The organism is Gordonia sp. (in: high G+C Gram-positive bacteria), assembly GCF_047600565.1.
Classification (GTDB): Bacteria; Actinomycetota; Actinomycetes; order Mycobacteriales; family Mycobacteriaceae; genus Gordonia.
Window position 1 is genome coordinate 725,876 of sequence record NZ_JASGKN010000001.1, and the last position, 26,822, is coordinate 752,697.

At 69.7% G+C, this 26,822-nt stretch carries 29 protein-coding genes; 14 read left to right on the plus strand and 15 right to left on the minus strand.

Features of this window, described 5'->3' with window-relative positions; all coding sequences use genetic code 11:
• Window positions 1-124: 124 nt before the first annotated feature.
• Window positions 125-1,075, plus strand: coding sequence for a hydrogen peroxide-inducible genes activator (locus QM774_RS03530; protein ID WP_414974566.1), 951 nt, complete (start codon window positions 125-127; stop codon window positions 1,073-1,075).
• On the opposite strand, the gene QM774_RS03535 is transcribed toward QM774_RS03530, so the two are convergent.
• Both QM774_RS03535 and QM774_RS03540 read right to left on the minus strand, forming a co-directional pair.
• Window positions 1,044-3,167, minus strand: a complete 2,124-nt coding sequence (locus tag QM774_RS03535; RefSeq protein WP_414976579.1) for a DEAD/DEAH box helicase — start codon at window positions 3,165-3,167, stop codon at window positions 1,044-1,046. The genes QM774_RS03530 and QM774_RS03535 overlap by 32 nt on opposite strands.
• Window positions 3,164-4,120 carry a proteasome assembly chaperone family protein gene (locus QM774_RS03540; RefSeq protein ID WP_414974567.1) on the minus strand — a complete coding sequence of 319 codons (957 nt, stop codon included), beginning with the start codon at window positions 4,118-4,120 and terminating at the stop codon, window positions 3,164-3,166. Before QM774_RS03540 ends, QM774_RS03535 begins: the two co-directional genes overlap by 4 nt.
• Window positions 4,121-4,245: 125 nt before the next feature.
• Here QM774_RS03540 and QM774_RS03545 point away from each other — a divergent pair, with 125 nt between their 5' ends.
• The 3 genes from QM774_RS03545 (at window position 4,246) to QM774_RS03555 (ending at window position 6,791) form a co-directional block, all read left to right on the plus strand.
• Window positions 4,246-4,896 (plus strand): hypothetical protein, encoded by a 651-nt coding sequence (locus QM774_RS03545; protein WP_414974568.1) that lies wholly within the window; start codon window positions 4,246-4,248, stop codon window positions 4,894-4,896.
• Window positions 4,897-4,933: 37 nt separating this feature from the next.
• On the plus strand, window positions 4,934-5,545 hold the full coding sequence (locus QM774_RS03550; RefSeq protein ID WP_414974569.1) for a TIGR00645 family protein: 612 nt from the start codon (window positions 4,934-4,936) through the stop codon (window positions 5,543-5,545).
• Window positions 5,546-5,684: 139 nt separating this feature from the next.
• A complete protein-coding gene (locus tag QM774_RS03555) occupies window positions 5,685-6,791 on the plus strand; it encodes a DUF4192 domain-containing protein (RefSeq protein WP_414974570.1) in 1,107 nt (368 codons plus the stop codon).
• Between the two features lie 10 nt (window positions 6,792-6,801).
• Here the strand turns inward: QM774_RS03555 and QM774_RS03560 are convergent, their stop codons facing one another.
• Entirely contained in the window at window positions 6,802-7,482 is a 681-nt protein-coding gene (locus QM774_RS03560) for a metal-dependent transcriptional regulator (protein ID WP_414974571.1), read from the minus strand.
• A gap of 126 nt (window positions 7,483-7,608) precedes the next feature.
• Here QM774_RS03560 and QM774_RS03565 point away from each other — a divergent pair, with 126 nt between their 5' ends.
• Complete coding sequence (locus QM774_RS03565) at window positions 7,609-8,853, plus strand: acetoin utilization protein AcuC (protein WP_414974572.1); 1,245 nt, start codon at window positions 7,609-7,611, stop codon at window positions 8,851-8,853.
• Window positions 8,846-11,512 (plus strand): GNAT family N-acetyltransferase, encoded by a 2,667-nt coding sequence (locus QM774_RS03570; RefSeq protein WP_414974573.1) that lies wholly within the window; start codon window positions 8,846-8,848, stop codon window positions 11,510-11,512. The genes QM774_RS03565 and QM774_RS03570 overlap by 8 nt, the downstream gene beginning before the upstream one ends.
• A 20-nt stretch (window positions 11,513-11,532) precedes the next feature.
• Here the strand turns inward: QM774_RS03570 and QM774_RS03575 are convergent, their stop codons facing one another.
• A complete protein-coding gene (locus tag QM774_RS03575) occupies window positions 11,533-12,501 on the minus strand; it encodes a sigma-70 family RNA polymerase sigma factor (RefSeq protein ID WP_414974574.1) in 969 nt (322 codons plus the stop codon).
• A gap of 109 nt (window positions 12,502-12,610) precedes the next feature.
• Complete coding sequence (locus QM774_RS03580; RefSeq protein WP_414974575.1) at window positions 12,611-13,042, minus strand: DUF3099 domain-containing protein; 432 nt, start codon at window positions 13,040-13,042, stop codon at window positions 12,611-12,613.
• 89 nt (window positions 13,043-13,131) lie between these two features.
• Between QM774_RS03580 and QM774_RS03585 the strand changes: the two genes are divergently transcribed.
• Complete coding sequence (locus QM774_RS03585; RefSeq protein ID WP_414974576.1) at window positions 13,132-13,362, plus strand: DUF3039 domain-containing protein; 231 nt, start codon at window positions 13,132-13,134, stop codon at window positions 13,360-13,362.
• On the opposite strand, the gene QM774_RS03590 is transcribed toward QM774_RS03585, so the two are convergent.
• Window positions 13,352-14,383 (minus strand): YihY/virulence factor BrkB family protein, encoded by a 1,032-nt coding sequence (locus QM774_RS03590; protein WP_414974577.1) that lies wholly within the window; start codon window positions 14,381-14,383, stop codon window positions 13,352-13,354. The two genes, QM774_RS03585 and QM774_RS03590, sit on opposite strands and share 11 nt — an antisense overlap.
• Before the next feature lie 97 nt (window positions 14,384-14,480).
• On the opposite strand from QM774_RS03590, the gene QM774_RS03595 reads away from it, so the two are divergent.
• Window positions 14,481-16,253, plus strand: coding sequence for a DEAD/DEAH box helicase (locus tag QM774_RS03595; RefSeq protein WP_414974578.1), 1,773 nt, complete (start codon window positions 14,481-14,483; stop codon window positions 16,251-16,253).
• 71 nt (window positions 16,254-16,324) lie between these two features.
• Here the strand turns inward: QM774_RS03595 and QM774_RS03600 are convergent, their stop codons facing one another.
• The 3 genes from QM774_RS03600 to ppgK form a co-directional block, all read right to left on the minus strand.
• Window positions 16,325-16,513 (minus strand): hypothetical protein, encoded by a 189-nt coding sequence (locus tag QM774_RS03600; protein WP_414974579.1) that lies wholly within the window; start codon window positions 16,511-16,513, stop codon window positions 16,325-16,327.
• Between the two features lie 140 nt (window positions 16,514-16,653).
• A complete protein-coding gene (locus tag QM774_RS03605; protein WP_414974580.1) occupies window positions 16,654-18,240 on the minus strand; it encodes an RNA polymerase sigma factor in 1,587 nt (528 codons plus the stop codon).
• A 201-nt stretch (window positions 18,241-18,441) separates the two neighbouring features.
• The gene (gene ppgK, locus QM774_RS03610; protein ID WP_414974581.1) at window positions 18,442-19,203 is read right to left on the minus strand and encodes a polyphosphate--glucose phosphotransferase; all 762 of its coding nucleotides are present in this window, start codon (window positions 19,201-19,203) and stop codon (window positions 18,442-18,444) included.
• Window positions 19,204-19,258: 55 nt separating this feature from the next.
• Here ppgK and QM774_RS03615 point away from each other — a divergent pair, with 55 nt between their 5' ends.
• Window positions 19,259-20,140, plus strand: coding sequence for an inositol monophosphatase family protein (locus QM774_RS03615; protein ID WP_414974582.1), 882 nt, complete (start codon window positions 19,259-19,261; stop codon window positions 20,138-20,140).
• A gap of 16 nt (window positions 20,141-20,156) precedes the next feature.
• Here QM774_RS03615 and cei read toward each other — a convergent pair whose 3' ends face one another.
• Window positions 20,157-20,813, minus strand: coding sequence for an envelope integrity protein Cei (gene cei, locus QM774_RS03620; RefSeq protein ID WP_414974583.1), 657 nt, complete (start codon window positions 20,811-20,813; stop codon window positions 20,157-20,159).
• Window positions 20,814-21,024: 211 nt separating this feature from the next.
• Here cei and QM774_RS03625 point away from each other — a divergent pair, with 211 nt between their 5' ends.
• The gene (locus tag QM774_RS03625) at window positions 21,025-21,324 is read left to right on the plus strand and encodes a DUF4193 domain-containing protein (RefSeq protein WP_414974584.1); all 300 of its coding nucleotides are present in this window, start codon (window positions 21,025-21,027) and stop codon (window positions 21,322-21,324) included.
• Between the two features lie 7 nt (window positions 21,325-21,331).
• Here the strand turns inward: QM774_RS03625 and QM774_RS03630 are convergent, their stop codons facing one another.
• Window positions 21,332-21,835: a DUF3093 domain-containing protein gene (locus QM774_RS03630; protein WP_414974585.1), complete on the minus strand. Its 504-nt coding sequence runs from the start codon at window positions 21,833-21,835 to the stop codon at window positions 21,332-21,334.
• 54 nt (window positions 21,836-21,889) lie between these two features.
• Here QM774_RS03630 and dut point away from each other — a divergent pair, with 54 nt between their 5' ends.
• The 3 genes from dut to QM774_RS03645 are packed head-to-tail and all read left to right on the plus strand — an operon-like array spanning window position 21,890 to window position 23,788.
• Entirely contained in the window at window positions 21,890-22,375 is a 486-nt protein-coding gene (gene dut / locus QM774_RS03635; protein ID WP_414974586.1) for a dUTP diphosphatase, read from the plus strand.
• A 1-nt stretch (window position 22,376) separates the two neighbouring features.
• On the plus strand, window positions 22,377-23,198 hold the full coding sequence (locus tag QM774_RS03640) for a DUF3710 domain-containing protein (protein WP_414974587.1): 822 nt from the start codon (window positions 22,377-22,379) through the stop codon (window positions 23,196-23,198).
• 56 nt (window positions 23,199-23,254) lie between these two features.
• On the plus strand, window positions 23,255-23,788 hold the full coding sequence (locus QM774_RS03645; RefSeq protein ID WP_414974588.1) for a hypothetical protein: 534 nt from the start codon (window positions 23,255-23,257) through the stop codon (window positions 23,786-23,788).
• A 15-nt stretch (window positions 23,789-23,803) separates the two neighbouring features.
• Here the strand turns inward: QM774_RS03645 and QM774_RS03650 are convergent, their stop codons facing one another.
• Window positions 23,804-24,517, minus strand: coding sequence for an alpha/beta hydrolase (locus QM774_RS03650; protein WP_414974589.1), 714 nt, complete (start codon window positions 24,515-24,517; stop codon window positions 23,804-23,806).
• Between the two features lie 105 nt (window positions 24,518-24,622).
• Between QM774_RS03650 and QM774_RS03655 the strand changes: the two genes are divergently transcribed.
• Window positions 24,623-24,994 carry a DNA-binding protein gene (locus tag QM774_RS03655; RefSeq protein ID WP_414974590.1) on the plus strand — a complete coding sequence of 124 codons (372 nt, stop codon included), beginning with the start codon at window positions 24,623-24,625 and terminating at the stop codon, window positions 24,992-24,994.
• A 38-nt stretch (window positions 24,995-25,032) separates the two neighbouring features.
• Here QM774_RS03655 and QM774_RS03660 read toward each other — a convergent pair whose 3' ends face one another.
• From QM774_RS03660 to QM774_RS03670, 3 genes are read right to left on the minus strand one after another with little or no spacing between them, the layout of a single operon-like run.
• Complete coding sequence (locus QM774_RS03660; RefSeq protein ID WP_414974591.1) at window positions 25,033-25,470, minus strand: hypothetical protein; 438 nt, start codon at window positions 25,468-25,470, stop codon at window positions 25,033-25,035.
• A 15-nt stretch (window positions 25,471-25,485) separates the two neighbouring features.
• Complete coding sequence (locus QM774_RS03665) at window positions 25,486-26,148, minus strand: potassium channel family protein (RefSeq protein WP_414974592.1); 663 nt, start codon at window positions 26,146-26,148, stop codon at window positions 25,486-25,488.
• The gene (locus QM774_RS03670; RefSeq protein ID WP_414974593.1) at window positions 26,145-26,816 is read right to left on the minus strand and encodes a potassium channel family protein; all 672 of its coding nucleotides are present in this window, start codon (window positions 26,814-26,816) and stop codon (window positions 26,145-26,147) included. Before QM774_RS03670 ends, QM774_RS03665 begins: the two co-directional genes overlap by 4 nt.
• Window positions 26,817-26,822 lie beyond the last annotated feature (6 nt).

A 26,822-nucleotide genomic window follows, 5' to 3' on the forward strand; every position in this document is an offset into this window, starting at 1 on the left:
TTGTGGGAACCGGGACTTTATGCCCTGAACTGCATAGAAGGCCCTCTGGGTGACGAATCGGCATCGTCGCTGGAAGTGGTAGATGTCCGCACGATTCCCATTTGGTCGGTGTACATTCATAGGCATGGTCGATCAGAGTTATCAGCCCTCCATCGGCGGTCTCCGGGCCTTCGTCGCCGTCGCGAAGAAGCTGCACTTCGGCATGGCCGCCGACGAGGTCGGCGTCAGCCAGCCGTCGCTGTCCCAGGCTCTCGCCGGTCTCGAGGCGGGCCTCGGGCTCCAACTGGTGGAACGTACGACGCGCCGGGTGATGCTCACCGCCGAAGGCCGCCGCCTGCTTCCGTCGGCGATGGCCGTGTGCGACGCCGTCGACAACGTCCTCGCGGAAGCGGCCGGCGGCGGTGATCCGCTCAGCGGGAGTCTGCGTCTCGGCCTGATTCCGACGATCGCCCCGTACATCCTTCCCGCTGTGCTGCGCGGACTGGGCCACCGACATCCGGATCTCGAATTGCGGGTGGTGGAGGACCAGACCGGCCGGCTGCTCGACCAGTTGCGGGAAGGTTCCCTCGACGCCGCAGTGCTGGCGTTGCCGACCAACGCGCCGGGTCTCGGCGAGATCGGCATGTACGACGAGGACTTCGTTCTCGCGCTCCCCGCCGCGCACCCGCTGGCGGGCCGCCAGAAGCTGGCCCCGTCCATGCTCGCGGATCTGCCGCTGCTGCTGCTCGACGAAGGCCACTGCCTGCGCGACCAGGCGCTCGAAGTGTGCCAGACGGCCGGGGTGAGCCCGGATCTGCGCCAGACGCGAGCGGCCTCCCTGACCACCGCCGTCCAATGTGTCGAAGGCGGATTGGGGGTGACCCTGATCCCGCGGACCGCCGTCGACGTCGAGACCGCGTCGGGCGAGCTCGATACCGCCGAGTTCACCAAGCCGCGTCCGGGACGCCGGATCGGGCTGGTCTATCGGGAGTCGTCGGGGCGTGGGCCGGCGTATACGGAGCTGGCCGCCGAGATCGCCGAGCTGGTGCTGGCCTCCGGGGAGGTCAGCCCGCTGCCGAAGTCCCTGGTGCCGTGAGCTCTTCCCACTCGTCGAGCAGGCTGGAGTCGACGCCGCGGATCAGATCGCCCAGATCGTCGGTCACGTCCTCGATCTCGTCGGTGACCGCAGACATCGGCAGCCCGCTGCGCAGCGCGCGATAGCAGTCGGTCAGATACCGCAGCACCACGCCCTCGCTGCGCTGCAGGCCGAACTCGCTGACGAGCTCGGCGAACGTCAGCTTCCGTTCCAGCATGTACCGCAGCACCGACTTGGGTGACGGCGGCGTGTTGGCGAGCCACGGATGGCCGCGCCGATACGTCTCGTAGGCGAAGCCGATCTCCTCGGCCAGCGGCTGCGGCCAGCTGATCTCCTCGAGACGCTCCATCCGCTCCTCGTACTCGACGCCGTCGAGTTTCATCTCGGCGATCGCGGCATCGCGCGCCGCCTTACGCTGCGCCATCAGGACCGGTCGCGGATCCTCGAGGGTCGACTCGAGCACGGACACGACGTCCAGAGTGAACGTCGACGAGGCCGGATCGAGCAGGTCGAACGCCGCCACCGCGAACGCGGACAGCGGATTGGTCAACGCGAAGTTCTCCGGCAGATCGACCGCCAGCTCCACGCGTTTCCCGTCCGCCGCCGGGGTATCGCGGCGTGTGACGATGCCGGTCTCGACGAGGTCGCGGTACAGCGCGATGGTGTGCTTGATGTGGCGCAATTGGCGGGCGCGGGGCTCGTGGTTCTCCTCGAGCAGATGCCGCAGGGACGCGAAGCAGTCACCGGACCGCTCGAGGACCTCCATGAGCATGGCGGTGGTCATCCGGAAATGCGACCGCAACTGCTCGTCCGGGGCGTCGACGAGCGTCGTGAACGTCTGCTCACCCCAGCCGACGAACCCCTCCGGAGGCTTCTTCCGGACCATCTTGCGCAGCTTCTTCGGATCGTCCCCGGCCTTCGCCAGCAGGCGCGCGTTCTCGACGTCGTGCTCCGGCGCCTGCGCGACGACGTAACCGACGGTATCGAAGCCGGCGCGGCCGGCGCGGCCGGCGATCTGATGGAACTCGCGGGCCCGCAGGCGGCGCACCCGGTGGCCGTCGAACTTGGTGAGCCCGGCGAACAGCACCGTGCGGATCGGCACGTTGATGCCCACTCCGAGAGTGTCGGTACCGGCCACCACCTTGAGCAGTCCGGCCTGAGCGAGTCGTTCGACGAGGCGCCGGTAGCGCGGCAGCATGCCGGCATGGTGGACGCCGATGCCGGCGCGCAGCAGTTTGGACAGGGTCTGGCCGAAGCCGGTGCGGAAGTCGAAGTCGCCGATCGCCTCCACGACGGCGGCCTTCTCCGCCTTGGTGCTCAGGGTCGCCGACAGCAGTGCCTGGGCCCGCTCGACGGCCTGCGCCTGCGTGAAATGCACGACGTACACGGGCGCCTGGCCGGACGCCACGAGTTCCTCGATCGTCTCGTGGATCGGCGTCATCGCGTACCGGTACTCGAGTGGCACGGGACGCTGTGCGCCGGTGATCTCGACGGTCCGTCGCCCGGTACGCCGGGTCAGGTCGTCGACGAAGAACGACACGTCGCCCAGAGTCGCGGACATCAGCAGGAACTGGGTGTGCGGGCACTCGATGAGCGGTACCTGCCAGGCCCAGCCGCGATCGGCTTCGCCGTAGTAGTGGAACTCATCGGCCACCAGCAGGCCGATGTCCGCGTCGGGGCCGTCACGCAGGGCGATGTTCGCGACGATCTCGGCGGTGGCACAGATGATCGGAGCGTCGGTGTTCACACTCGCATCGCCGGTCAGCAGCCCGACGTTCTCGGCCCCGAACTGGCTGCAGAGGTCGAAGAACTTCTCACTGACCAGCGCCTTGATCGGTGCGGTGTAGTAGGCGCGCACACCCCGGCACCGCGCGAAGTAGACGGCGCCGGATGCCACCAGCGATTTACCCGAACCGGTCGGGGTCGCGAGGATGACGTTGTCGCCGGACACCAGCTCCAGCAGCGACTCCTCCTGGTGCGGATACAGGTCGATGCCGCGATCGGCCCACCATCCGACGAAACGCTCGAAGGCGAGGTCCTCGTCGGAGGTGGGCGTCAGCGGGGTCGGGGAGTCCGGGGCGGCGTCGCTCAGGGCGTTCCGCCGTCGTCGAGGTCGTCGAACTCGCCGGCGTGTTCGGCCAGGAACTTCTCGAACTCGGCGCCGAGCTCGTCGCCGGACGGCAGGTCGCCGTCCGCCGCCAGGAGCTCACGGCCGGCCTTGGCCTCCATGTAGGAGTCGTACTGCTGCTCGAGGGCGGTCACCACGGTCCCGATCTCGGTGTTGCCGGCCACCTCCTCGTCGATCTGCTCCCGCATACGGGTGGCGGCGTTCTCCAAGGCGGACACCGGCAGGTTGAGTCCGGTGACGCGGCCCAGCGAGCTCAACAGCGCGGCAGACGCATCCGGGTAGTCGTTCTGCGCCAGGTAGTGCGGGACGCACGACGACAGGCCGACCGTCGGGTATCCGGCCTCGCCCAGCCGCAGTTCCAGCAGCATCGAGGCGCTCGCCGGCATCTTCATCTCGTTGCCCCAGCGGTTCAGATCGCCGGCGCTCTCGGTGTCGCTGCCGTGCGCCATGATCCCCGTCGGACGGGTGTGCGGCACCGGCATCGGGATCGAGTTCAGACCGACCACCTTGCTGACACCGAACCGCTCGGCCAGACCGGCGATCGCGGCCGTGAACTGCTCCCAGCGCAGATCCGGCTCGGATCCGCCGAGGAGGAGGAACGGCACGCCGTCGTTGTCGCGGACGGCGTGCATCGTCAGCTGCGGCATGTCCACATCGGTGAACTTCTCGCCGCTGAAGGTGATGGTGGGCCGGCGCGACCGGTAGTCGATCAGCTCGTCGGCATCGAAGGTGGCGACCAGCTCGGACTCGAGCGCGCCGCGCAGGTGTCCGGCGGCCAGCGAGACGGCGTGGCCGGCGTCGGCGTAGCCCTCGAGGGCGTGAACCAGAACCGGTCCGTCGCCCTGCGGGCCGGAGACGGCGGGGCCGGGGAACTCGAGCTCATACAGCGAGCGGTTCTCGGGCGACTGCTCGTCCATAGGGGTTCTCCCTTCATCGGTGGGGATGCTTCATTGTCCCGTATCGGGACACTCAATGCATGTAACGCCCGGGACGGGTGCGTCATTCCCGGCATCGGGGCACCGGTGGTGGCAGAGTTCGAGGCATGCGTGTCGCTGCTTCTGCGATCGCGGTCCTCGCCGCGGTCCTCGTTCTGGCCGGTTGTTCGGCCTTCTCGTCGTCGTCGACGCCCGAAGACCTGTCGGGCCGCGCGCTGGCGCCGGGAGACTTCCCGTTCGGTCCGGCGAACCGGATTCCGACCGCGCAGGTTCCGGGGATCCTGGCCGACATCACGCTGCGGCCGCTGAGCGGCGACGTGGATCCGTCGCGGTGCACGCCCGCCGGAGTCCAGACCGGCAACGCCGTCGTCCTGGTCGGACCGGGCGGCACCGACGGGATGAGCACGCTGACCTCCGCCGTCACGCAGACCGCCGAGTCGTTCGACGAGTTCGTGGGCGCCGCCCGCGACTGCGCGAGCTTCCGGACCGGTGCGACCGGCGCCCAGACGGTCACCACCGACATCGTGGAGGGACCCGAGACCACCGATCCGGTGCCGACCGTCCACCTGCGGCGCACCCTCGCTTCCACCGGCGATCAGGGGCCGCCGACCGTGATCGAGGAGTGGGTGGCTCAGGGCGGTGACGTCCGCGTCTACGTCCAGGACCGGCGGACCGGCGGAACCATGACGCCGGACGAGGCGCAGAAGGCGGAAGACCTGTTCGCCGCCGCGCGCACGAAGGCGTTCGGCCGCGCCTGAGCCGGAAATGTCCGGTACGGGTAGGCTGGCGCCCGTTATGAGTGAATCGACCCCCGCCGAACCCGCGACCCCGGCGACGCCGGTGACCGACGACCTCGAACCCGTCGAGCGGGTGGCGACCGGCCGCAACGGCTTCATCCGGGTGATCGGCGGTGCCATCTTCGTCAGCCGCTGGCTGCAGGCACCGCTCTACCTCGGTCTGATCGTCGCCCAGGCGGTGTACGTCGTGGTGTTCTGGAAGGAACTCGTCCACCTCGTCCAGCACTTCAACCACTGGGACGAGACGCAGGTCATGTTGCTGGTCCTGGGTCTGGTGGACGTCGTGATGATCGCGAATCTGCTGATCATGGTCATCATCGGCGGCTACGAGACGTTCGTGTCCCGGATCGACATGGACGAGCATCCGGACAAGCCGGAATGGCTCTCGCACGTCAATCCGAACGTGCTGAAGGTGAAGCTCGCGATGTCGATCATCGGCATCTCGTCGATCCACCTGCTGAAGTCGTTCATCAACGCCTCGAACATCGCGAACGACAAGCTGATGTGGCAGACGATCATCCACATGGCGTTCATCGCATCGGCGATCGGACTCGCCTACGTCGACTGGATCTCGCAGAAGTCCGCCGCGCTCAACGCGTACCGCGACTGACGGCGCCCTCGGGCAGGCTAGACCCCGCCCCCGCCGATCACCAGCACCGAATCCACAGACGGCACCGGTCCCTCCGGGCCTGCACAGGGGCGTCCGGCGCCCCTGCCCGACGAGGACGGCGGCGCGCACGGTGAGTGTCATGACGCACTCGCCGCATCCGCTGCCCGACGGCTCCGCCCTGGTCCTGGACCCGGAACCACTGCTCGCTGCCGTCCCCGGGCTCCTCGGCTTCGTGCCCGAACGGTCCCTCGTCCTGATGGCGTTCGACGACGGCAACGCGCTGACGGCCACGGTGCGGATCGACCTGACGCTCACGGCCGACGGGGGACCGTCACCGGCGCTGCGGGCGCAGCTGGCCGATCTGGGCGTGATCGTGGCCGGGTACGGGGTGTCCGGGATGGTCGCGGTGATCGTCGACGACCGGGTCTGGGCGGCGGCGATCGACCCGTTGCCGCTGTTCGGACTCGTCGACCGGCTGTTCGCCGAGGCGGGAGGCCTGTCGGCCGGCGTCGTACTCGCCGGGTTCGTCACCGGGGCGCCCTGGCGGCTGCACTGGCAGCCGCGGCCGCGGCACGGTGAACTGATCCCGCCGGCACCGTTCCTCGGCGACCTCGCTCCCCGCGGTGTGCTGACCGATCCGATGCTGACGCCGGTGGCCCTCAAGCGGGCTGTCTACGGCGGTCACGGAGTCCTGGCGCGCCGTTCCGCCGAGGCGTTCGCGCCGCTGCCGCACTGCGACGACGACGTCTGCCACGGCCGGGAGCCGCAGGCTCCGCCGGCTCCGGCGGGCCCCGAAGACGCGGCACGGGTGCGACGCGTCCTGGCGCGGATCCGCTTCGCCGGTGACACTCCGCTCTCCTGCGACGACGCCGATGGCCTCGCCGAAGCCCTGAGCGCCGTTCACGCCCGGGACATCCTCCTCGCGCTGGCGGTCACCGAGCTCCGCGAGGACGCCGAACGACTGTGGTGCCGGCTGGCGCGCGGCCTGCCCGGACGGGCCGGGGCCGCCGCGGCCACCCTGTTCGGGCATTCCCGGTATCTGGCGGGCGAGGGAGCGTTCGCAGCGGTCGCCATCGGGCACGCCCTGAATCTGGATCCGGACTACAACCTGGCCAGGCAGTTGAACACGGCACTGATCCACGGCATGCGCCCGTCGCGACTGGCCGAGGTGATGACGTATTCGTTCCGGCTCGCCGAGGATCTCGGCGTGGTTCTCCCGCCGCAGATCCGGGGACCGGTCGCCTGACGGGAGCCGGTCAGACGGTCTCGACGAAGATGGCGTGCGCCATCTCCGACGACAGGGTCAGGCCGTCGTGGCCCGGCGTGCTGATGGTGACCGACCGGGGGCTCACCACCACGTTGACACGGGCGTTCGGCACCACGCCGGCCTCGCGCAGCTCGCCGAGCAGCTCGGGGTCGGCCTGCACGTGCTCGGCCATGCGACGGATGATCACGGCCGACTCGCCCTGATCGAGTTCGACCAGACGCTGCGAGGTGTCGGGTGCGGCGGGAACGGCGGCACCGAGCTCGGCGAGACCCGGAATCGGGTTGCCGTACGGCGAGGTGGTCGGATTGTCGAGCACTTCGAGGAGACGTCGCTCGACGTTCTCGCTCATCACGTGCTCCCACCGGCAGGCCTCGTCGTGGACCTCGTCCCAGGGCATGCCGATGACGTCCACCAGGAGGCGCTCGGCCAGCCGGTGCTTGCGCATCACCTGGACGGCCAGCGCGCGCCCGGTATCGGTGAGTTCGAGATGCCGGTCGCCGGCGACGCGCACCAGGCCGTCGCGTTCCATGCGGGCCACGGTCTGCGAGACCGTCGGGCCGCTCTGATCCAGGCGCTCGGCGATGCGGGCACGCAGGGGGACGATCCCTTCCTCTTCGAGGTCGTAGATCGTGCGCAAGTACATCTCTGTCGTATCGACAAGATCGTTCACGGTCCTGCTGTCCTTTCGACGCCACGAGCCCACGGGCCGTTATGCCCTACGCGAAGTCCACGTTACCCGGATAGCGTGACATTCGAGGCACTAGCGTGCGGGTGTGGCATCGGAAAGTGAGACACGGTGAGTGCAGCGGTCATCTGGAGCGACCGGTTCATGGACTACAAGTGGGCTTACAGCCACCCCATGAATCCGGTCCGGCTGGCACTGACCATGGCGCTGGCCACCGACCTCGGCGTCCTCGACGGCGTCGACACCACCGAGCCGCTGCCCGTCGACGACACCGTCCTGCAACGGGTGCACACGCCCGCCTACATCGACGCCGTCCGCGCCGTCGGATCGGGCACCGCACAGCTGTCCGGCCCCATGCTCGAGCGACTGTTCGGGCTCGGCAGCGACGACAACCCGGTCTTCGCCGGCATGCACGAGGCGGGCTCGATGCTGGTGGGCGGCAGCCTGGCCGCCGCGCAGGCCGTGCATTCCGGGGCGGTGCGGCGCGCGGTCAACATCGGCGGCGGCATGCACCACGCGATGCCCGGTCACGCCGCCGGCTTCTGCATCTACAACGACTGCGCCATCGCGATCAGCTGGCTACTCGAGCAGGGTTACGACCGGATCGCCTACGTCGACGTCGACGCCCATCACGGCGACGGCGTCCAGAAGATGTTCGAGCACGATCCGCGGGTGCTGACCGTGTCGGTGCACCAGCATCCGGCCACGCTGTGGCCGGGCACCGGCTGGCCGACCGAGGTGGGAGAGGGCGAGGCCGCCGGATCGATGGTGAATCTGGCGTTGATGCCGGGCGCGTCCGACCGATTGTGGCTGCGGGCCTTCCACGCCGTGGTGCCGTCGATGCTGGCGGCGTTCAAACCGCAGATCATCGTCGCGCAGGTCGGCGTGGACAGTCACGTCGCCGATCCGCTGACCGATCTCTCCTTGACCGTCGACGGGCAGATGGCGGCGATGCGGGCGCTGCGCGACCTCGCCGACAAGTACGGCGAGGGCCGTCTCATCGCCGTCGGCGGAGGCGGCTACGGCACCATCAACGTGGTGCCGCGCGCCTGGACCCACCTGATCGCGACCGTCCTGGACCGCGACGTCGATCCGGCCACGCCGGTCGGGGAGAAGTGGCTCGAGACGGCCGCCGAACTGACCCCGCTGGTCTACCCGGACTACGTGCGGCCACCGGTGGCGATGATGGGTGACAACGGTCATGTTGATTACCAGCCGTGGTCCGGAGACGATGGCGTCAGCCCGCCGGACGGAATCTCGGCGGCCGCACAACAGCAGACCGACCGTGCGATCCTCGCGACGCGACGCGCCGTGTTCCCGCTGCACGGACTGGACCCGGAGGACCCTCGTGACTGAGCCCGACACGCGCTTCCCGGCGCACTGGGCGGCCGACGTGCTCGCCACCGACGGGGGAGTCGTGCACCTGCGGCCGATCACGCCGGCCGACGCCGACGCCCTGGTCAAGTTCCACGAGGGCCTCTCCGAACGCACCCGCTACCTGCGCTACTTCGGGCCCACCCCGACGCTGCCGCCGCGCGAGGTGGTCCGGATGACCACCGTCGACTACAAGAACCGGGTGGCGATCCTCGCCTGGCTGGGCGGCGAGGTGATCGCCATGGGGCTCTACGAAGGGCTGGCGTCCGCCGGCAAACCTCACTCGGCGGAGGTCGCGTTCGTCGTCGCCGATGCCCATCAGGGGCGCGGCCTGGGCCCCATTCTGCTCGAGCATCTGGCCGGCGCCGCCGCGGAGAACGGATTCACCGAGTTCGAGGCGGAGGTGCTGTCCGAGAACCCGAACATGGTGGCCGTCTTCAAGGCCGCCGGCTACCAGGTGGAGCGTTCCTTCGACGGCAGCACGGTGCACGTCGAGTTCGCCATCGACCCCACCGATGCGCTCACCGCGGTGCGCAACGCGCGCGAACGCGCCTCGGAGGCCCGCAGCATCGCGAACCTGCTGCGCCCCCAGTCGGTGGCGGTCATCGGCGCCTCCGTCGACCCGAAGAAGGTCGGCCACGTGCTGCTGGAGAACATCATCGCCGCCGGCTTCACCGGTCCGGTCTACCCGGTCAACGGCCCCGGCCAGGCGCGCGCGGTGCGCGGCATCCGCACCTATGCGAGCGTCAGCGACATCCCCGACCCGGTCGATCTGGCGGTGGTCGCGGTGCCGGCCGCCGAGATGGGCGACGTGCTCGACGACTGTCTCGCCAAAGGCGTCAAGACCCTGGTGGTGGTGTCCTCGGGCTTCTCCGACCAGGGAGACGAGGGGCTGGCCGCCGAACGGGGACTCGCCGAGCAGGTCCGGGCGCACGGCATGCGGCTGGTCGGGCCGAACGCTCTCGGTGTCGCCAACAACGACCCGGAGATCGCACTGAACGCCACCCTCGCCCCGCGGATCCCCGCACACGGCCGGGTGGGCTTCTTCTGCCAGTCCGGTGCTCTGGGCATCGCCATCCTCGACACCGCCGCGCAGCGCCAGCTCGGACTGTCGACGTTCGTCTCGGCCGGCAACCGCGCCGACGTGTCGGGCAACGACGTCCTGCAGTACTGGGACACCGACGACGCGACCGACGTGATCCTGCTCTACCTGGAGAGTTTCGGTAACCCGCGCAAGTTCAGCCGCATCGCCCGCCGCGTGACCCGGAGCAAGCCGATCGTCGCGATCAAGTCCGGTCGCGGCGCCATGACCCGGGTCGGCGAGTACGGCGAACGGCACGGAGCGGTCGACGACCGGATCGCGCAGATGCTGCTCGCCCAGGCGGGCGTGCTGCAGGTCGACTCGCTGTCCGACCTGTTCGACACCGCCACCGTACTGGCCTACCAGCCGCTGCCCGCCGGACCGCGGACCGCGGTGATCGGCAACTCGTCGGTCATCGCCTCCCTGGCGGCCTACACCGGCCGCAGCGTGGGTCTGGACATCACCTCGCTGCGTGACCTGGGCCCCACGGTGTCCTCGCACGATCTGGCCGCGGCCGTGTCCGGGGCGCTCGCCGACGAGGCCGTCGACTCGGTGATCGTGGTGTTCGTGCCGCCGGTCGCCGTCGATGCCGCCGAGTACGCACGCGCCATCCGCCATGCCGCCGACCGTGCCGGCGAGCCGGCCAAACCGGTGGTGTCGACGTTCCTGGCCGTCGAAGGCATTCCGGACGGACTGTCGGTGGACGGTGACGCCGGCGTGCCGGCGCGCGGCTCCATTCCGTCCTATCCGACACCGGAACGCGCGGCGCGCGCCCTCGGGCAGTCGTGGCGGTACGCGCAGTGGCGGGAGCGTCCCGAGGTTCCCGAGGTCGATCTCGCGGGGGTCGACATCGAGCACGCACGCAGCTTCGTCCGCGAGGCGATGGGCGAGGACGTCCGCGACCTGAGTGCACCGGAGGCGGCCACCCTGCTCGGCTGGTACGGCGTCGACGTGGTGCCGTTCCGGGAGGTGCACACCATGCACGAGGCGTCCGCCGCGGCGCGCGAACTGGGTTTCCCGGTCGCGGTCAAGGCGACCTCACCGGAGTGGATCGGCCGCCTGGACCGGGACGGCGCCCGCCTGGACCTGTCGGACGCCACCTCGGTGGTGACCGCGTTCAGCGAGCTCAGCGCGCTCACCGGAGACTCGGTGCTGCAGGTGCAGAAGATGGCGCCCAAGGGTCTGGGCCTGAGCATCGAGGTGTCCGAGACCTCGTCCTTCGGGCCCGTCATGTCGTTCGGCCTGTCCGGCACCGTCTTCGATCGTCTCGGTGACCGCAGCTATCGCGCGATCCCGTTGAGTGTGGAGGACGCGCGGGACCTGATCGGCGAGCCGAGGGCGGCGGATCTGCTGTTGGGCGGGGACGAACCCGCCGACGTCGACGCCGTCTCCGATCTGCTGCTCCGGGTGTCGGCGCTGGTCGATCAGATCCCGGAGATCAGGGGAGTGGAACTCAACCCGGTGCTCGCCTCCGCGAACGCCGCCTCGGTGCTGCGGGCCCGCATCACGATCGGCCCGGTACCGACCTTGGCCGATACCGGGCCGCGTCGGCTCGGTTGATCTCCCCCTGAGGGGAGGCGTCAGCTGGCGTAGGCGCGCAGCTTGTCCGCGCGGTCGCCCTGGCGGAGCTTGCCCATCACGTCGCGCTCGATCTGGCGGACGCGTTCCCGGGACAGCCCGAACTCGCGGCCGATCTGGTCGAGCGTGCGCGGCTGCCCGTCCTCGAGACCGAAGCGCAGGGTGATGACCGCACGCTCACGCTCGTCGAGGGTGCCGAGAACCGAGCGGATGTCCGAGTGCAGCAGGCTCGAGATCACCACGTTCTCCGCCGAAGTGGCTTCGGCGTCCTCGATGAAGTCGCCCAGCGGGGCCTCTTCGTCGTTGCCGACCGGCATGTCCAGGCTCACCGGGTCACGGCTGTGGTCCATCAGGTCGGCGATCTTCTCGGCCGGGATCCCCGACTCGGCGGCCAGTTCGTCGTCGGTGGCCTCGCGGCCCAGCTGCTGATGCAGCTCGCGGCGGATCCGGGCCAGCTTGTTGACCTGCTCGACCAGATGGACGGGCAGGCGGATGGTGCGGCTCTGATCGGCCATGCCGCGGCTGATGGCCTGACGGATCCACCAGGTGGCGTAGGTGGAGAACTTGAAGCCCTTGGCGTAGTCGAACTTCTCGACCGCGCGGATCAGGCCCAGGTTGCCCTCCTGGATGAGGTCCAGGAGCGGCATGCCGCGGCCGGTGTACCGCTTGGCGAGCGAGACGACCAGACGCAGATTGGCCTCGAGCAGATGGTCACGGGCCTGCTCGCCCTGCCGGACCAGGATCTGCAGGTCGCGCTTGCGGGCGGGCGAGATGCGCTTGCGGGTCTCCAGCAGGTGATTCGCGTAGAGGCCGGCCTCGATGGCCTTGGCCAGTTCGACCTCCTGCTCGGCGTTGAGCAGGGCGGTGCGGCCGATGCCGTTGAGATAGACGCGCACCAGATCCGCGGACGGCGACTGCGCGTCCAGATCCTCCGGGGTGGGGCGGGGGCGGGTTGTGGTGGTGGCGGACATGTCGGCCTCCTCAGCGTCGTCGATCGTGATCAGGGGATCTCGCATTCACCCCGTACAACGCGTCCGGGTGCCCGAAGGTTCCCGCTGAGACTGAGAAGTCGCTGAGGAATCAGGAGTCGCGGGAATCCTCGACGTCACCGTCGACGACGCGGGACTCGATCACCCGGTCCGGGGCCGTCTCCGAGGCCGGCGGGGTCGCCTCGGCGGGCAGCTCGGCCGGACCGACGGTGCGGCCGGCGCCGAACTTGTAGTACTGCACCTCGCCGCGCTTGCGGGCGGGCCGGTCGTTGGCGATCAGCACCGCGATCCACGGCAGCGGAATGGAGAACAGCAGGATGCCCACCGCCCACCAGGCGTTGTGGGTGGTCACGTAGACGAGACTGGCGATCAGCAGCGCCGGGATCCGGAAACTCATGATCAGCACGTATTTCCGGACGCGGGCCTTGTGCTGGTCCTCCAGGCTGGTGCCCGCGCCGGTGATCAGGAACGTGTCGGCGTCCGGATGCCGAATGGTTCCGTCACCGTCTCCCGTCGCACTCATGTCTCCACTGTCCCACTTCGCGGGGCCCGGCGCACACGCGCCCACGCCGAGCGCTTTCGCCCGTGCCGCACTCGGGGCAGAATGGACCCATGAGCACCAAGACCATCGAGCGCCCGGAGATCGACGAACGGGAAGAACTCGACGACGACACACCGAAGGTCTTCCACTACGTGAAGAAGGACAAGATCGCCGAGAGCGCCGTCATGGGCAACCATGTGGTGGCGCTGTGCGGTGAGGTCTTCCCGGTCACCAAGTCCCCGAAGCCGGGATCCCCGGTCTGCGAGCGCTGCAAGAAGATCCACGCCCGCCTCAAGAAGTAGGCGGATCCTCTCGCCGGATCGCACGCCGGCGCAGTGTGTCGGTGAGCTCACTGGTCTGCTCGGCTACCCACGTGCGCACTACGGCCCCGTTGTTCTCGGTGGGCCACAGTTCCTCGATGGCCGCGTTGAACTCGGCGCCCACGACGATCGCGAAGCCGAGGAAGAATCCGAACAGCAGGAATGCGATCGGCGTGGCCAGCGCGCCGTAGGTGTAGCCGACGTTGGCGAGAGCGGTCAGGTAGGCGCGCAGCACATAGGTCGCCAGCCAGAAGAAGACCCCGGCCAGGAACGCGCCCGGCACCAGCCGCGCCCAGCGCAGCGGGTACGGCAGCGCGAACCGGTACAGCAGGACGAGTGCGCCGATCAGCAGCAGTCCGACGAACGGGAAGTACGCCCAGTCGATCAGCGGGTTGACGAAGCCCGTCCAGTCCTGGGGAATGATCCGGCGCAGATACGTGGGGCCCAGCGCCACCAGCGGGAGCACCAGCACCGCGGTGATCAGGAAGAACACGTAGATCACCAGAGCGAAGATCCGCTGCCACACCGGATTACGCACCTGATGCTGATCGTGCGCGGTACAGGTGGCGGCCACGAAGCACGACATCGCCGACGAGCCCGCCCACAGGGACATCAGGAAGCTCACCGAGATGACCGCGGCGCGGCCGCGGCCCAGAACGTTCTCCACCGTCGGCCGGATGAGATCGTCGACCACCTGCTCGGTGAAGATGTTTCCGGCGAACGCGATGATCCGCTCGGTGATGATCTGCATCGTGTCCGGCCCGAACCAGCCGCCGATGTAGCCGAGGCTGCCCAGCACCCCCAGCAGTAGTGGCGGCAGCGACAGCGCCTGCCAGAACGCGGCCTGCGCAGACCACCCGACGATGCCGTCGTCCCAGGACTTGACGATGGTCCGCCAGATCAGCTCCCAGCTCTTTCCGAGCACACTCGACGCACCGTCCGGCGTGTCGCCGGCGGTCTTCTCGGTCGGGGTGTCGTCCTCGGTACTGATGGCTACCAGCATGGCGGATAGTGCCCGCGGACACCGGTTGGGGGCGGTCGCGGCGTGGCGCGCGGCGAAGCGGGCTCGCTCGCCCGGAGCCGCTAGAATCGGTCGGGTTATGACTGACCTCGAGACCGATCCGACCGGAGCATCCGGAACCGCCGAGGTCACCGACTCGCCGGCCGTCACCGGTCCGCCGCTGCGCGCCTGGCAGCGGCGCGCACTCACCAAGTATCTGACCGCGCGGCCCACCGACTTCCTGGCCGTCGCCACGCCGGGCGCCGGCAAGACGACGTTCGCACTGCGGGTCGCCTCCGAGCTGCTGGCGGCACGGACCGTCGACCAGGTGACCGTCGTGGCGCCGACCGAACACCTCAAGCATCAGTGGGCGCAGGCCGCCGGCCGCGTCGGAATCGCCCTGGACCCGAACTTCTCGAACTCGACGGGCGTCACCAGCTCGGACTTCGACGGTGTGGTGCTCACCTACGCGCAGGTGGCGTCGCACCCGTATCTGCACCGGGAGCGGACCGTCCGGCGGCGCACCCTGGTCATCCTCGACGAGATCCACCACGGCGGTGACGCCAAGTCGTGGGGCGACGGCATCCGGGAGGCGTTCTCCGATGCCGAGCGGCGGCTGTCGCTGACCGGCACCCCGTTCCGGTCCGACGATTCGCCGATCCCGTTCGTCACCTACGACCCCGAGCCCGGCGGCGGTCTGCGGTCGCATCCCGACCACGCCTACGGCTATGCCGACGCGCTCCGGGACGGCGTCGTGCGGCCCGTCGTCTTCCTGGCCTACTCGGGTCAGGCCAGCTGGCGCACCAGTGCCGGAGAAGAGTTCACCGCCCGCCTCGGCGAGCCGCTGTCCGCCGAGCAGACGGCCCGCGCCTGGCGGACCGCACTCGATCCGCACGGCGACTGGATCCCGGCGGTGCTGAGTGCGGCGCACCGCCGTCTGCAGAGTCTGCGGGCCTCCGGCGTCCCCGATGCCGGCGGGCTGGTGATCGCCTCCGATCAGCAGACCGCCCGCGACTACGCCGAACTGCTCGCCGCCATCAGTGGCACGACACCGACGGTGGTGCTGTCCGACGACCCCAAGTCCAGTTCCCGGATCGCCGAGTTCGCGGCCTCCGACGACGAATGGATGGTCGCGGTCCGCATGGTGTCCGAGGGCGTCGACGTGCCGCGCCTGGCGGTGGGCGTCTACGCGACCAACGCCTCCACGCCGCTGTACTTCGCCCAGGCCGTCGGCCGCTTCGTGCGGTCACGGCGGCCGGGTGAGACCGCGAGCGTCTTCCTGCCGTCGGTGCCGGTGCTCCTGCAGCTGGCCAGCGAACTGGAGGCGCAGCGCGACCACGTGCTCGGCAAACCGCACCGCGACGACGGCGGCTTCGACGACGCCGCCCTCATCGAGGCCAACAAGACCGGCGACGAACCGGGTGAGGACGAGCCGGCCTTCCAGTCATTGCACGCGAGCGCCGAACTGGATCAGGTGATCTACGACGGATCCTCGTTCGGCACTGCGACCATCGTCGGCTCCGACGAGGAGTCGGACTATCTGGGCCTGCCGGGTCTCCTCGACGCCGAGCAGGTGCGCACCCTGCTGCAGCAGCGTCAGGCGCAGCAGGTGTCGAAACGTTCCACGGTTCGTCCCCGCGACGGCGAGGGCGCCCAGAACGCCCCGAACGCCGCCGAACGCGGCACGGGGGAGAACCTGCACGCGCTGCGCAAGGAACTGAACACGCTCGTCGCCCTGCACCACCACCGGACCGGCCGGCCGCACGGCCAGGTGCACAGTGAGCTGCGGCGCCAGCTGGGCGGTCCGCCGACCGCGATGGCCACCGCCGATCAGCTCAAAGAGCGCATCGCGGCCCTGCGCACCTGGAAGTAGCCGTCGACGAGACAAGCCGGGCGGCACGCTGTGCGTGCCGCCCGGCTTGTTCGTCGATCGCGGGTGTCAGGTCACTCGCTGAGGACGGCACCCATCTCGGCGAGGCGAGCCTCGTGATCGTTGAAGTGGTGCCGGCAGAACAGAAGAGTGCCGCCCCCGTTGAGGGTGGCGCGCACCTTGGCGGCGGCGCCGCACCGATCGCAGCGATCGGCGTTGGTCAGCGGGGTGGGATCGATAACGGTGGTGGCGTTGTCGGACATGGTTTCCTCCGTCCCTGTGCGAGCGTCCCGCGGTGCGGGTCCGTCGATACTCACTGTCTCAGACGTTCGGCGCAACCGCTTTGTTCCCCAGGTCTCCCGGGTGTGTCGCACACCACTGGGCGACCTGGGGGTTTGGCGGATCAGTCCAGGTAGTCGCGCAGAACCTGCGAGCGGCTCGGGTGACGGAGCTTGCTCATGGTCTTCGACTCGATCTGGCGGATGCGTTCGCGGGTCACGCCGTACACCTGACCGATCTCGTCCAGGGTGCGCGGCTGACCGTCGGTCAGGCCGAAGCGCAGTCGCACCACGCCGGCTTCGCGCTCGGAGAGCGTGTCCAAGACGTCCTGCAACTGATCCTGCAGCAGGGTGAAGCTGACGGCGTCGACGGCGACGACGGCCTCGGAGTCCTCGATGAAGTCGCCGAGCTGGCTGTCGCCCTCATCGCCGATGGTCTGGTCCAGCGAGATCGGCTCACGCGCGTACTGCTGGATCTCGAGGACCTTCTCGGGCGTGATGTCCATCTCCTTGGCGAGCTCCTCCGGGGTGGGCTCGCGGCCCAGGTCCTGAAGGAGTTCGCGCTGGATGCGGCCCAGCTTGTTGATGACCTCGACCATGTGCACCGGGATACGGATGGTGCGCGCCTGGTCGGCCATGGCCCGGGTGATCGCCTGACGGATCCACCAGGTGGCGTACGTCGAGAACTTGTAGCCCTTGGTGTAGTCGAACTTCTCGACCGCGCGGATCAGACCGAGGTTGCCCTCCTGGATCAGGTCCAGGAACGCCATGCCGCGGCCGGTGTAGCGCTTGGCCAGCGACACCACCAGTCGGAGGTTCGCCTCGAGCAGGTGGTTCTTGGCGCGGTTGCCGTCGCGGGAGATCCAGTTCAGGTCACGGCGTGCGGCGACCGACAGCTTCTCACCGGACTCCATCACCCGGCGCAGCTTCTCGGTGGCGAACAGGCCGGCCTCGATCCGCTTGGCGAGCTCGACCTCCTCCTCGGCGTTCAGCAGGGCGACCTTGCCGATCTGCTTGAGGTAGGCGCGCACCGAGTCGGCGGACGCGGTCAGCTCGGCATCCTTGCGGGCCTGCCGGAGCGCCTCGGACTCCTCCTCGTCCCAGACGAAGTCGCTGGAGGTCTTCTCGCTCGGCTCCTCGTCCTTGGCGGCGGCCTTGCCCTTCGCGGGAGCCTTGCCCTTGGCGGCGGGGGCGTCGTCATCGTCGACGTCCAGTTCGGCGTCGGCCAGATCGATCTCGGCGTCGTCGAGGTTCTCCGGCGGATCCTCGTCGGTACCGTCGGGCTCGCCGGCGGGCGACTCGTCCTTCTTGCCGGCGGCCTTCTTCGCGGTCGCCTTCTTGGCCGGCGCCTTCTTGGCCGGTGCCTTCTTGGCCGGTGCCTTCTTGGCGGCGGTCTTGGTCGCGGTCTTCTTGGCGGCGGTCTTCTTCGCCGGCGCCTTCGCGGTGGTCGACTCGGCCTCCGGCTCCTGAGCCTCGGCGGCCGTCGCCTTCTTGGTGGTGGCCTTCGTGGCGGGAGCCTTCTTGGCAGCCGTCTTGGTCGCGGTGGTCTTCTTGGCGGTCTTGGCCGGAGCCTTCTTCGCCGGGGCTGCCTGTTCGGTCACTGCCTTCTCGGTCACTGCCTTCTCGGAATCGGTGGGGGTCTTCGGTGTGTCGATGATGAGTGCCCGCGCCTTGGCGAACGCCTTGGCCGCTGCAGACTTGGTGGTTGCCACGTACAACCTTTCACACACTGGACGACGGCGAACGACACCGTCACACCGATGCTCGTGGAGACGAAGACCGGCGTCAGAGGGGGCGTCGTGCCTGGTTCTGTCGGAATCGTTCGGTCGGGCGGAGACCGACGCGTTCCATTGTAACGAAACTCTGAACGGACGGTGCGCGCCGGGCGCGCCCGGCGACGGCGACGACCCTGGTCAGAGGTTCACGGCCATCGCCGCGCCGACGATACCGGCGGTGTTGCGCAGGCGTGCCGGAACCACCGGCATGGCGTTGGTCAGGTGCGGCACCCACTTGTCGGCCTCCTTGCTGATCCCGCCGCCGACGATGAACAGGTCCGGCGTGAGGACGCGTTCGAAGTGCAGGAGCACCTTGGAGACCTTCTTGGACCACTTCGGGTAGCCCCAGTCGTGGTCCGTCTTCGCCTTCGCCGACGCCGAGCGCTCGACGATCTTGCCGTTCAGTTCCAGGTGGCCGAGCTCGCTGTTGGGCACCAGCACGCCGTTGTAGAGCAGTGCCGATCCGATTCCGGTGCCGAACGTGAGCAGGATGACCAGGCCCGTTCGGGCGCGCTCGTCGCCGTAACGGAGTTCGGCCAGCCCGGCGGCGTCGGCGTCGTTGAGGACCGCGATCCGGCGGTCGCCGAGTGCGTCGCCGAACAGCTTCTGCGTGTCGGTGCCCACCCACGACTGATCGATGTTGCCGACCGAGCGGACCACGCCGTTCACGACCACACCGGGCACCGTCAATCCGACGGGTCCGGTCCACGAGAAGTGATCGACCACCTCGCGGACGGCGTCCGCGATCAGATCGGGGGTCGACGGGTCGGGAGTCTCGACACGGAAGCGTTCGCCGACGAACTCGCCGGTGTCGAGGTCCACGACGGCGCCTTTGACACCGGAACCGCCGATGTCGATGCCGAACGCCAGATTCTTGCCGGGAGCGGTGTCGTCAGCCATGCGGCTCAGCTTACGGGCCGCTCCGCGAGGCCGCGCGTTCTCTAGACTCGGCGGCGTGAACACACCATCGCCGACACCGTCGCCCGAGGCCCTGGCCGCGATCGCCCGCGAGGTGGCACAGACGGCCGCCGACCGGGTGCGCGCACGGCGCCGGGAACTGTTCGCCCCGACCGGTCACGCCGGCGAGACGGCCGCCGAGCCGGTCGAGGAGGTCACCACCAAGTCGACACCGACCGATCCGGTCACGGTGGTCGACACCGAGAGCGAGTCGCTGATCCGGGACCTGCTGGCCCGGCAGCGGCCCGGCGACGCCGTCCTGGGTGAGGAGGCCGGCGGCGCCGATCGGGCCCCGGCCGGTGTCCGCTGGGTGGTCGATCCGATCGACGGCACCGTCAACTTCCTGTACGGCATCCCCGCCTACGCGGTGTCGCTGGCGGCGCAGATCGACGGAGTGTCGGTCGCGGGTGCGGTGGTCGACGTGGCCCGCGAGGTCACCTATTGGGCGTTCACCGGTGGTGGTGCGTGGGAGTCGTCGGCGTCGGGGACGCGGCGGCTGCAGGCCAATCCGGTGCGCGAGGTGTCGATGGCGCTGGTCGCGACCGGCACGTCCTACGACGCCCGGCGCCGGCGCGAACAGGGGCGGCTGCTCGCGGAACTGCTGCCCCGGATCCGCGACATCCGCCGGGTCGGCGCGGCGGCCCTGGATCTGTGCATGGTCGCCTCGGGTGCGGTCGACGCCCAGTTCGAGCACGGACTGTCGCCGTGGGACTGGGCCGCGGGCGGACTGATCGCCCAGGAGGCCGGCGCCCGCGTCGTCGTTCCGTCCGCCGATTCACGCTCGGCCGACGGTCATCTCACGATCGCCGCGGCGCCGGGGATCGCCGACGACCTGTTCACGCTGATCCGGACGGCCGGCGGCTGGGACCCCATGCCGTGACCCCGGGCGCGCCGGTTCAGCACTTCTGGTTGTGCACGGCCTCGATGAGGCTGCGGTCGACCCCGGATTTCGGGTTCCGCGGGTCGACGGCGCGCAGCGCCTCCACGGCGGCCTGCACGTCCTGGCTGGGATGGCCGCCGGTGTAGTACTCGCCGAGGGCGAGCGTCACCTGGGTTCCGGAGCGTCCGTCGTTGACGAGCTGGGCGCACGGTTGGGCCAGCCACACCGCGGCGGCCGCCGCCTGGGTGGCGGGTCCGAAGCGGATCTGTGCGACGCAGTGCAGGTCGCGATCGGGGTAGACGGGGTCGTCGCCGTAGGCGGGGTCGCCGGGGGAGAAGCCCTGACCGGTGAGATCGTCGGACACCGAGCGGGCCTGTCCGCGCGCGGCGGCCGAGTTGACCACCTCCACCTGGAAGGACGGCAGCGCGGCCGGCGAGACGCTCAACATGTCGTTGCGGGCGGCGGGCTTGAGATCGGGGGCGCCCTTGGCCGTCGGCATGTTGCAGTCGATCGGCGCGGCCTCGGACCGCTGGCTCACGACGGTGAAGATCCAGGCCGCCAGGGCCAGCACCGCGAGCACGGAGGCGATGACGATCGCCGGACGGTAGTTGCGGCGCCGGAACGGGCGTCCGCGGGCGTCCGTGGAGTAGCCGGTGGCGAACTTCGAGACCATGCGCTCACTGTAGAGGCCGCACGCGCGATGGGGCGGGAACACACCCGGCGCGGCAACTGTTGACCCGATCGGAACACTCGCCTAGACTTCGGGCGCTCGCGCCGACATGGAACGGTCTTGCGAGCGTCGGAGACAGGCCACAAGCCACGTCTTCGCGAGATATTCCGCGCACTGAGATCACCGCACTACGAGACACCAGCTGAGGCACACAATGGCTACCGATTACGACGCACCGCGGCGGAACAACGACGAAGAGATCGCCACCGACTCCCTCGAGGAACTGAAGGCCCGACGCAACGAGGCGCAGTCCGGTGAGGTGGATGTCGACGAGGCCGATACCGCGGAGTCGTTCGAGCTGCCGGGTGCCGATCTGTCGGGTGAAGAGCTGTCGGTGCGCGTGGTGCCCAAGCAGGACGACGAGTTCACCTGCACCAGCTGTTTCCTCGTCTACCACCGCAATCGGCTGGCCTACGAGAAGGGCAACGAGCTCATCTGCGTCGACTGCGCCTGACCGGCGGTCAGGACTGCTGCTGCAGTGATGCGTCCGGCACGCCGAGGGCGTCGAGGAGCTGCTCGGGGCGGCGGGTGGACACCAGCCAGTACGGCGTCGGATCGTCCGGATCGTCGAGCACCAGCAGCACCATCGGTTTGATCCACGAGCGGTAGACCAGGAAGGCGGCCGGGTCGAGCTGGCGCCCCATCGCGGCGCTGCGGGCGGACGGCGGGATCGTGGCCGCCCGGCCGATCACCTCGGCGGGCAGGATCGCCTTGTCCGCATGCAGGGCTCCGTCGGCGTCGACGCGCAGCCGCACCCGTCCCATGGACAGCAGCAACCAGACGAACAGCAGCGCGAAGATCGGGTAGAAGACGATGCTCCACGTCGCCCGGTACGCGGCCAGCTGGGCTTCGTAGCCGAGCAGTGCGGCCACGCCGGCGGCGATCGGCCACCACCACAACGGCACCGTGAGCCGCTCCGAGTACCGGTCGGCGGCCTGAGTCGAAGAAGGTGCTGCATCGGTCACGACACCCAGCGTAGGCGACGCGGCGGGGCACCCTTCGCCGAGTAGGCTGCGGGAGTGACTTCGCCCATCGACTCCACTGATTCCTCTGTTCTGCGCGTCGTCCGTCTCGACCCGGGGCTGCCGCTGCCGTCGCGTGCGCACCCGGGTGACGCGGGAATCGACCTGTGCTCGGCGATCGATCTGGAACTGGCGCCCGGCCGCCGCCAGCTGGTCGGCACCGGCCTGGCGATCGCGTTGCCGTTCGGCACGGTCGGACTGGTGCACCCGCGGTCGGGCCTGGCCGCGCGCGCGGGTCTGTCCATCGTCAACACGCCCGGCACCATCGATGCCGGCTACCGCGGCGAGATCAAGGTGTGCCTGATCAACCTCGATCCGGAGGCGCCGATCGTCATCTCGCGCGGCGACCGGATCGCGCAGCTGGTGGTGCAGAGGGTGGAACTGCCCGCAGTGGTGGAGGTGTCCGAGCTCGACGACACCGAGCGCGGCGCCGGGGGCCACGGCTCCAGTGGCGGCCACGCGATCCTGAACGGAGAGAACTGACATGGGACATCGCATCGGCGACACCGCCGGCCCGTACGACATCGGCGACCTGGACACCTCGCCCGCCGACCTCGCCAACTCGCATTTGGATCTCGGTTCGGTGCTGGTGCCGGTGGTGGAGGGCGGGCAGGTGACGGTCGAGATGTCGCCCGATCATCGCCCGGAGGCCGTCTATCTGCTGACTCCGGTCGGCCGGATCGGTATCCACGCCTTCGCCGCGCCGCGCAGCGGCGGACTCTGGCGCGAGGTGGTCCGGGAACTCGCGGACTCGCTGCGCGCAGAGGGCGCCCAGACATCGATCGTGGACGGACACTGGGGCCGCGAGGTGATCGCGACCGTGCCGGGAGGTGAGCACCGCTTCATCGGTGTCGACGGTCCGCGCTGGATGGTGCGCTGCGTCGCCAGCGGTTCGGACGGCGACGGCGAGCAGCTGGCACAGCTGGCGCGCGCCGTGCTGGCCGAGACGGTCGTGCGCCGCGGCGACGAGCCGTTCCCGCCGCGCGACCTGCTGCCCATCGAGCTGCCCCCGGTCCTGGCCGAGCAGGTGGCGGCGGCGCAGCAGCAGATGGCCGCCGACCAGGGGATCGAGGTGCCGCCGTCGATGCCCGTCGACCAGGCTCCGGCTCCGGCCGAACCGGTGCCGGAGCAGGTGATCCCGGGCGGCGCCGTCACCCAGGCCGCCGCAGCCACCGTGTTCACCGAGGACGACGACGAGGCCGCGCCCGACGACGAGCCCGTCGCCGAGGAGGAGGCGGTGCCGCCGGCCCGCTCCGAGGGGTCCGCTCTGCAGCGTCTCCGCGGCCGTCGCAAGCGTCGCCGCTGACGAAGGCACCTGCCGGTTCCGTCCGATTCATGCGCCTGCGCCTATAAGGTCGGGGCATGGTCGATCAACTCCAGGTCCTCGCCGGTGACGAGTGCGAATGCCTGTGCCACCGGAACCCCTCCGTGCAGCACGTCGTCGCGTGCTGCGGCCAGTGCGACGACTGCCGCACCCGGGTCCGCCGGGACGCCCTCGAGACGCATCCGGCCCGGTGCGCCGGATTCCGGATGGGCCGGCTGGCGCTGCGGGTGGATGCGAACGTGTGCATCGTCGCCGGTATCGCGCTCATCGTCGCCGGGTTCGTGCACCCGATCGCCCCGCTGGGCTGGCATTCGGGGATCGGCATCTTCTCGATCCTGTTCGGTGCCGCACTGTTGTGGGCGCCGTCGCGCTACCCGGTGCGCGGCCTCCTGGCCGGGGTCATCGCGCTCGGCATCGTCACCGTCGTCGCGCTCGTGATCCTCGCGATCGCGGCCTCCTCGACACCGTTGGTGGTGGTCGCGTCCGTCGGCGCCGCCGTCGTCGCGGCGCTGGCGATCTGGGAGCGCATCGCGCTCCGGAAGACGCAGGGCGACGTCCTGCTCGCCGACTGATCGAGCAGGGCGCGATCAGGGCGCCCCGAGATCGGGGCCGCCGGCCGCGCGCCATGCCCGCAGGCACGCGTCGCCCACCAGACGTTCCTCCGGTCCCCACCGCTCGATCGGCAGCACCTCGATCGCCGATCGCGGGGCCAGACCGGCCCACTCGCGGGCGACCGACTCCGGATGCAGCAGGTCACCGGTCGACGCCATGAGCGCGAGCGGCACGTCCAACTGCGTGAGCGCCTCGGCGCCCGGACCGGGATACGCCGACGCCGCCCGCAGCTGTTCGGCCAGACCGAGAGGGGCGAGGGCGCGCCACGAGCGCTCCAGCTCGTCGGCCAGCCAGTCGGGGCTGCCCGCCCGCATGGCCGCGATGGTCGCGTCGAGCCCGTCGTTCTCCACACTCGCCGCGGTGTGGGCCGCCGACAGGGAGGCGATCGAGCCACCCGGTTCCCCGGTCCACGGCGGCAGGGCCGCCAGCACACCCCGGCACGCTCCGTCGCCGGTGTGGTCCAGAGCCCACCGCAGGCCGGCCAACGCGCCCAGCGACACTCCGCCGACCACGATGCCTCCGTGGGCCGCGGCCAGGTCGTCGAGCGTGCGGCGATAGCCGTCGATCACGTCGGCGGACGGCCGGAGAGCAGCGAGTTCGCCGCCGGCCGCCGTCACCGCCGGACCGAACGCGCGACGCAGATAGTCGTCGTCCGAACCGGTCCCGGCCATCAAGGCGACCACCGTCATGATGCCTCGATCCAGCGGGCGTACAGTGGCCTGTGCAACGGGCTCCCCAGCCCTCCCGTTCGCACGACGAGCGGGGTCCGCGATTCCGTCATTCCGGAGGATGGCATGGCCTCAGGGCTCATCAAGCGACTCGGGCAGATGCTGACCGAGGATCTCGACACCGTCGACGACCATCGGATCGATCGGCAGTCGCGGGCCGAGGCCGGGCAGCGCGCCAAGGACTGCTGCCGCGGCGACAAGGTGACCATGGTCGGGGAGCTCCGTTCCGTGCAGACCTGTTCCAAGGCCAGCCACACCGGCGTCCTCGCGGAGTTCTTCGACGGCAGCGACACCGTGATGCTCAAATGGCTCGGCCGCAGCCGCATCCCGGGCATCGAGCCGGGCCGGCGCATCACCGTCACCGGACGGGTGGCGACGGTCGACGGCATGAAGGTCATCTACAACCCTTACTACGAACTCCACTCGACTCTCGAGTGACGTCTCCCGGCTGACCGGGCCGCGCAGCGACCGGGACCTCAGCTGAGCAGCAGGTAGACGCCGGTCGCGATCAGCGCCGCCACCTTGACGAGTTCGCACCCCACATAGGCGAGGTGGGCGTGACTGCGCTCGGACGGCACGTTCTCCGGATCGGCCAGCACGGCATCGGTGCGGCGGGACAGCACCGGACGGACACCGACGATCTGGACGACCAGCGCCAGGACCGCGATCGACAGTCCGACGATCGCGCCGGTCGGCCAGGCGCCGCTCACCGCCGCGATCACGATCAACGCCACCGCGATCGCCGACTCGACACTGTTCAGTGCCCGGAACACCAGACGACCGATCCCCAGACCCAGCGGAATGGTGATGTGCGGTGCCCGGAACTTCAGCGGCGCCTCGATGAACGAGATGGCCAGCACCATGCCCAGCCACAGGAAGACCAGGGCGCTCCCGGCGAGGACAGCGGAACTCATCGACGGCTCCTCACGTCAGACGGGCAGGTTCATCGCTTCATGGAGCTCGGACTCCGCATCCTCGGGAGCGACGAACACCAGCTCGTCGCCGCCCTCGATGGGATCGTCGGGCTCGGGCACGATCACGCGACGGCCGCGAAGGATCGCCACCAGGGCGACGTCGCGGGGGAGCTGCAGGCGCCGGACCGGCTTGCCGGCGAGCGGGGTGTCCTCCGGCAGGGTCAGCTCGACCAGATTCGCCTGGCCCTGACGGAACGTCATCAGTCGCACGATGTCGCCGACGCTCACGGCCTCCTCGACGAGTGACGCCAGGATGCGCGGGGTGGACACCGCGACGTCCACGCCCCAGTCCTCGTTGAACAGCCATTCGTTGCGGGGATCGTTGACGCGGGCCACCACACGGTTCACCGCGAACTCGGTGGTCGCCAGCAGGCTCACCACCAGATTGGCCTTGTCGTCGCCGGTGGCCGCGATCATCACGTCGTAGTCCTGCAGGCCGACGCGTTCGAGATCGCCGAGCTCGCAGGCGTCGGCCTGTACCCACTCGGCGCCCGGCAGCGACTGCTCGTCGATGTGCTCGGTGCGCTTCTCCACCAGTGTCACCTGATGGCCGTCGTCGAGGAGTTCGCGGGCGATGGCCCGGCCCACGGCGCCGGCACCGGCGATCGCGACCTTCATTCGGACTCTCCTTCGACGGGCGGCTCGGCGGCGACGGCGCGCGCGGAGTCGAGGTTGGCGGCCGGAGTCGCGACGTACACCTCGTCGCCGATCTGCAGCACGCTGCGCGGATCGGGAAGCATTGGCCGGCCGAGCCGATGCACGAAGGCGATACGTGCGCCGGTCAGCTCCTGGAACTTGGCGCAGCTCATGCCGATCCAGTCCTCGTGGACGGCGATCTGCGCGATCACCAGCGCACCGGTCGGGTCGTGCCACAGCGGGGCTCCCGGCACCTCGCCGAGCGCGGTGATGAACCGTTCGGTGGTCCAGGGAACGGTCGCCACCGTCGGAATGCCCAGGCGCTCGTAGACCGCGGCGCGCTTCTGGTCGTAGATGCGGGCCACCACGCGGTCGACACCGAACGTCTCGCGCGCCACCCGGGCGGCGATGATGTTCGAGTTGTCGCCGGAGGACACCGCCGCGAACGAGTCGGCGGACTCGATCCCGGCCTCCACCAGCACGTCCCGGTCGAAGCCGACACCGCACACGGTGCGTCCGGCGAAGTCGTCACCCAGTCGGGCGAAGGCGGACGGGTCGCGGTCGACGACCACCACGTCGTGGCCCCGATCGGCCATGGCCAGGGCGAGTCCGGCGCCGACGCGCCCACAGCCCATGATGATTACGCGCACGCGATG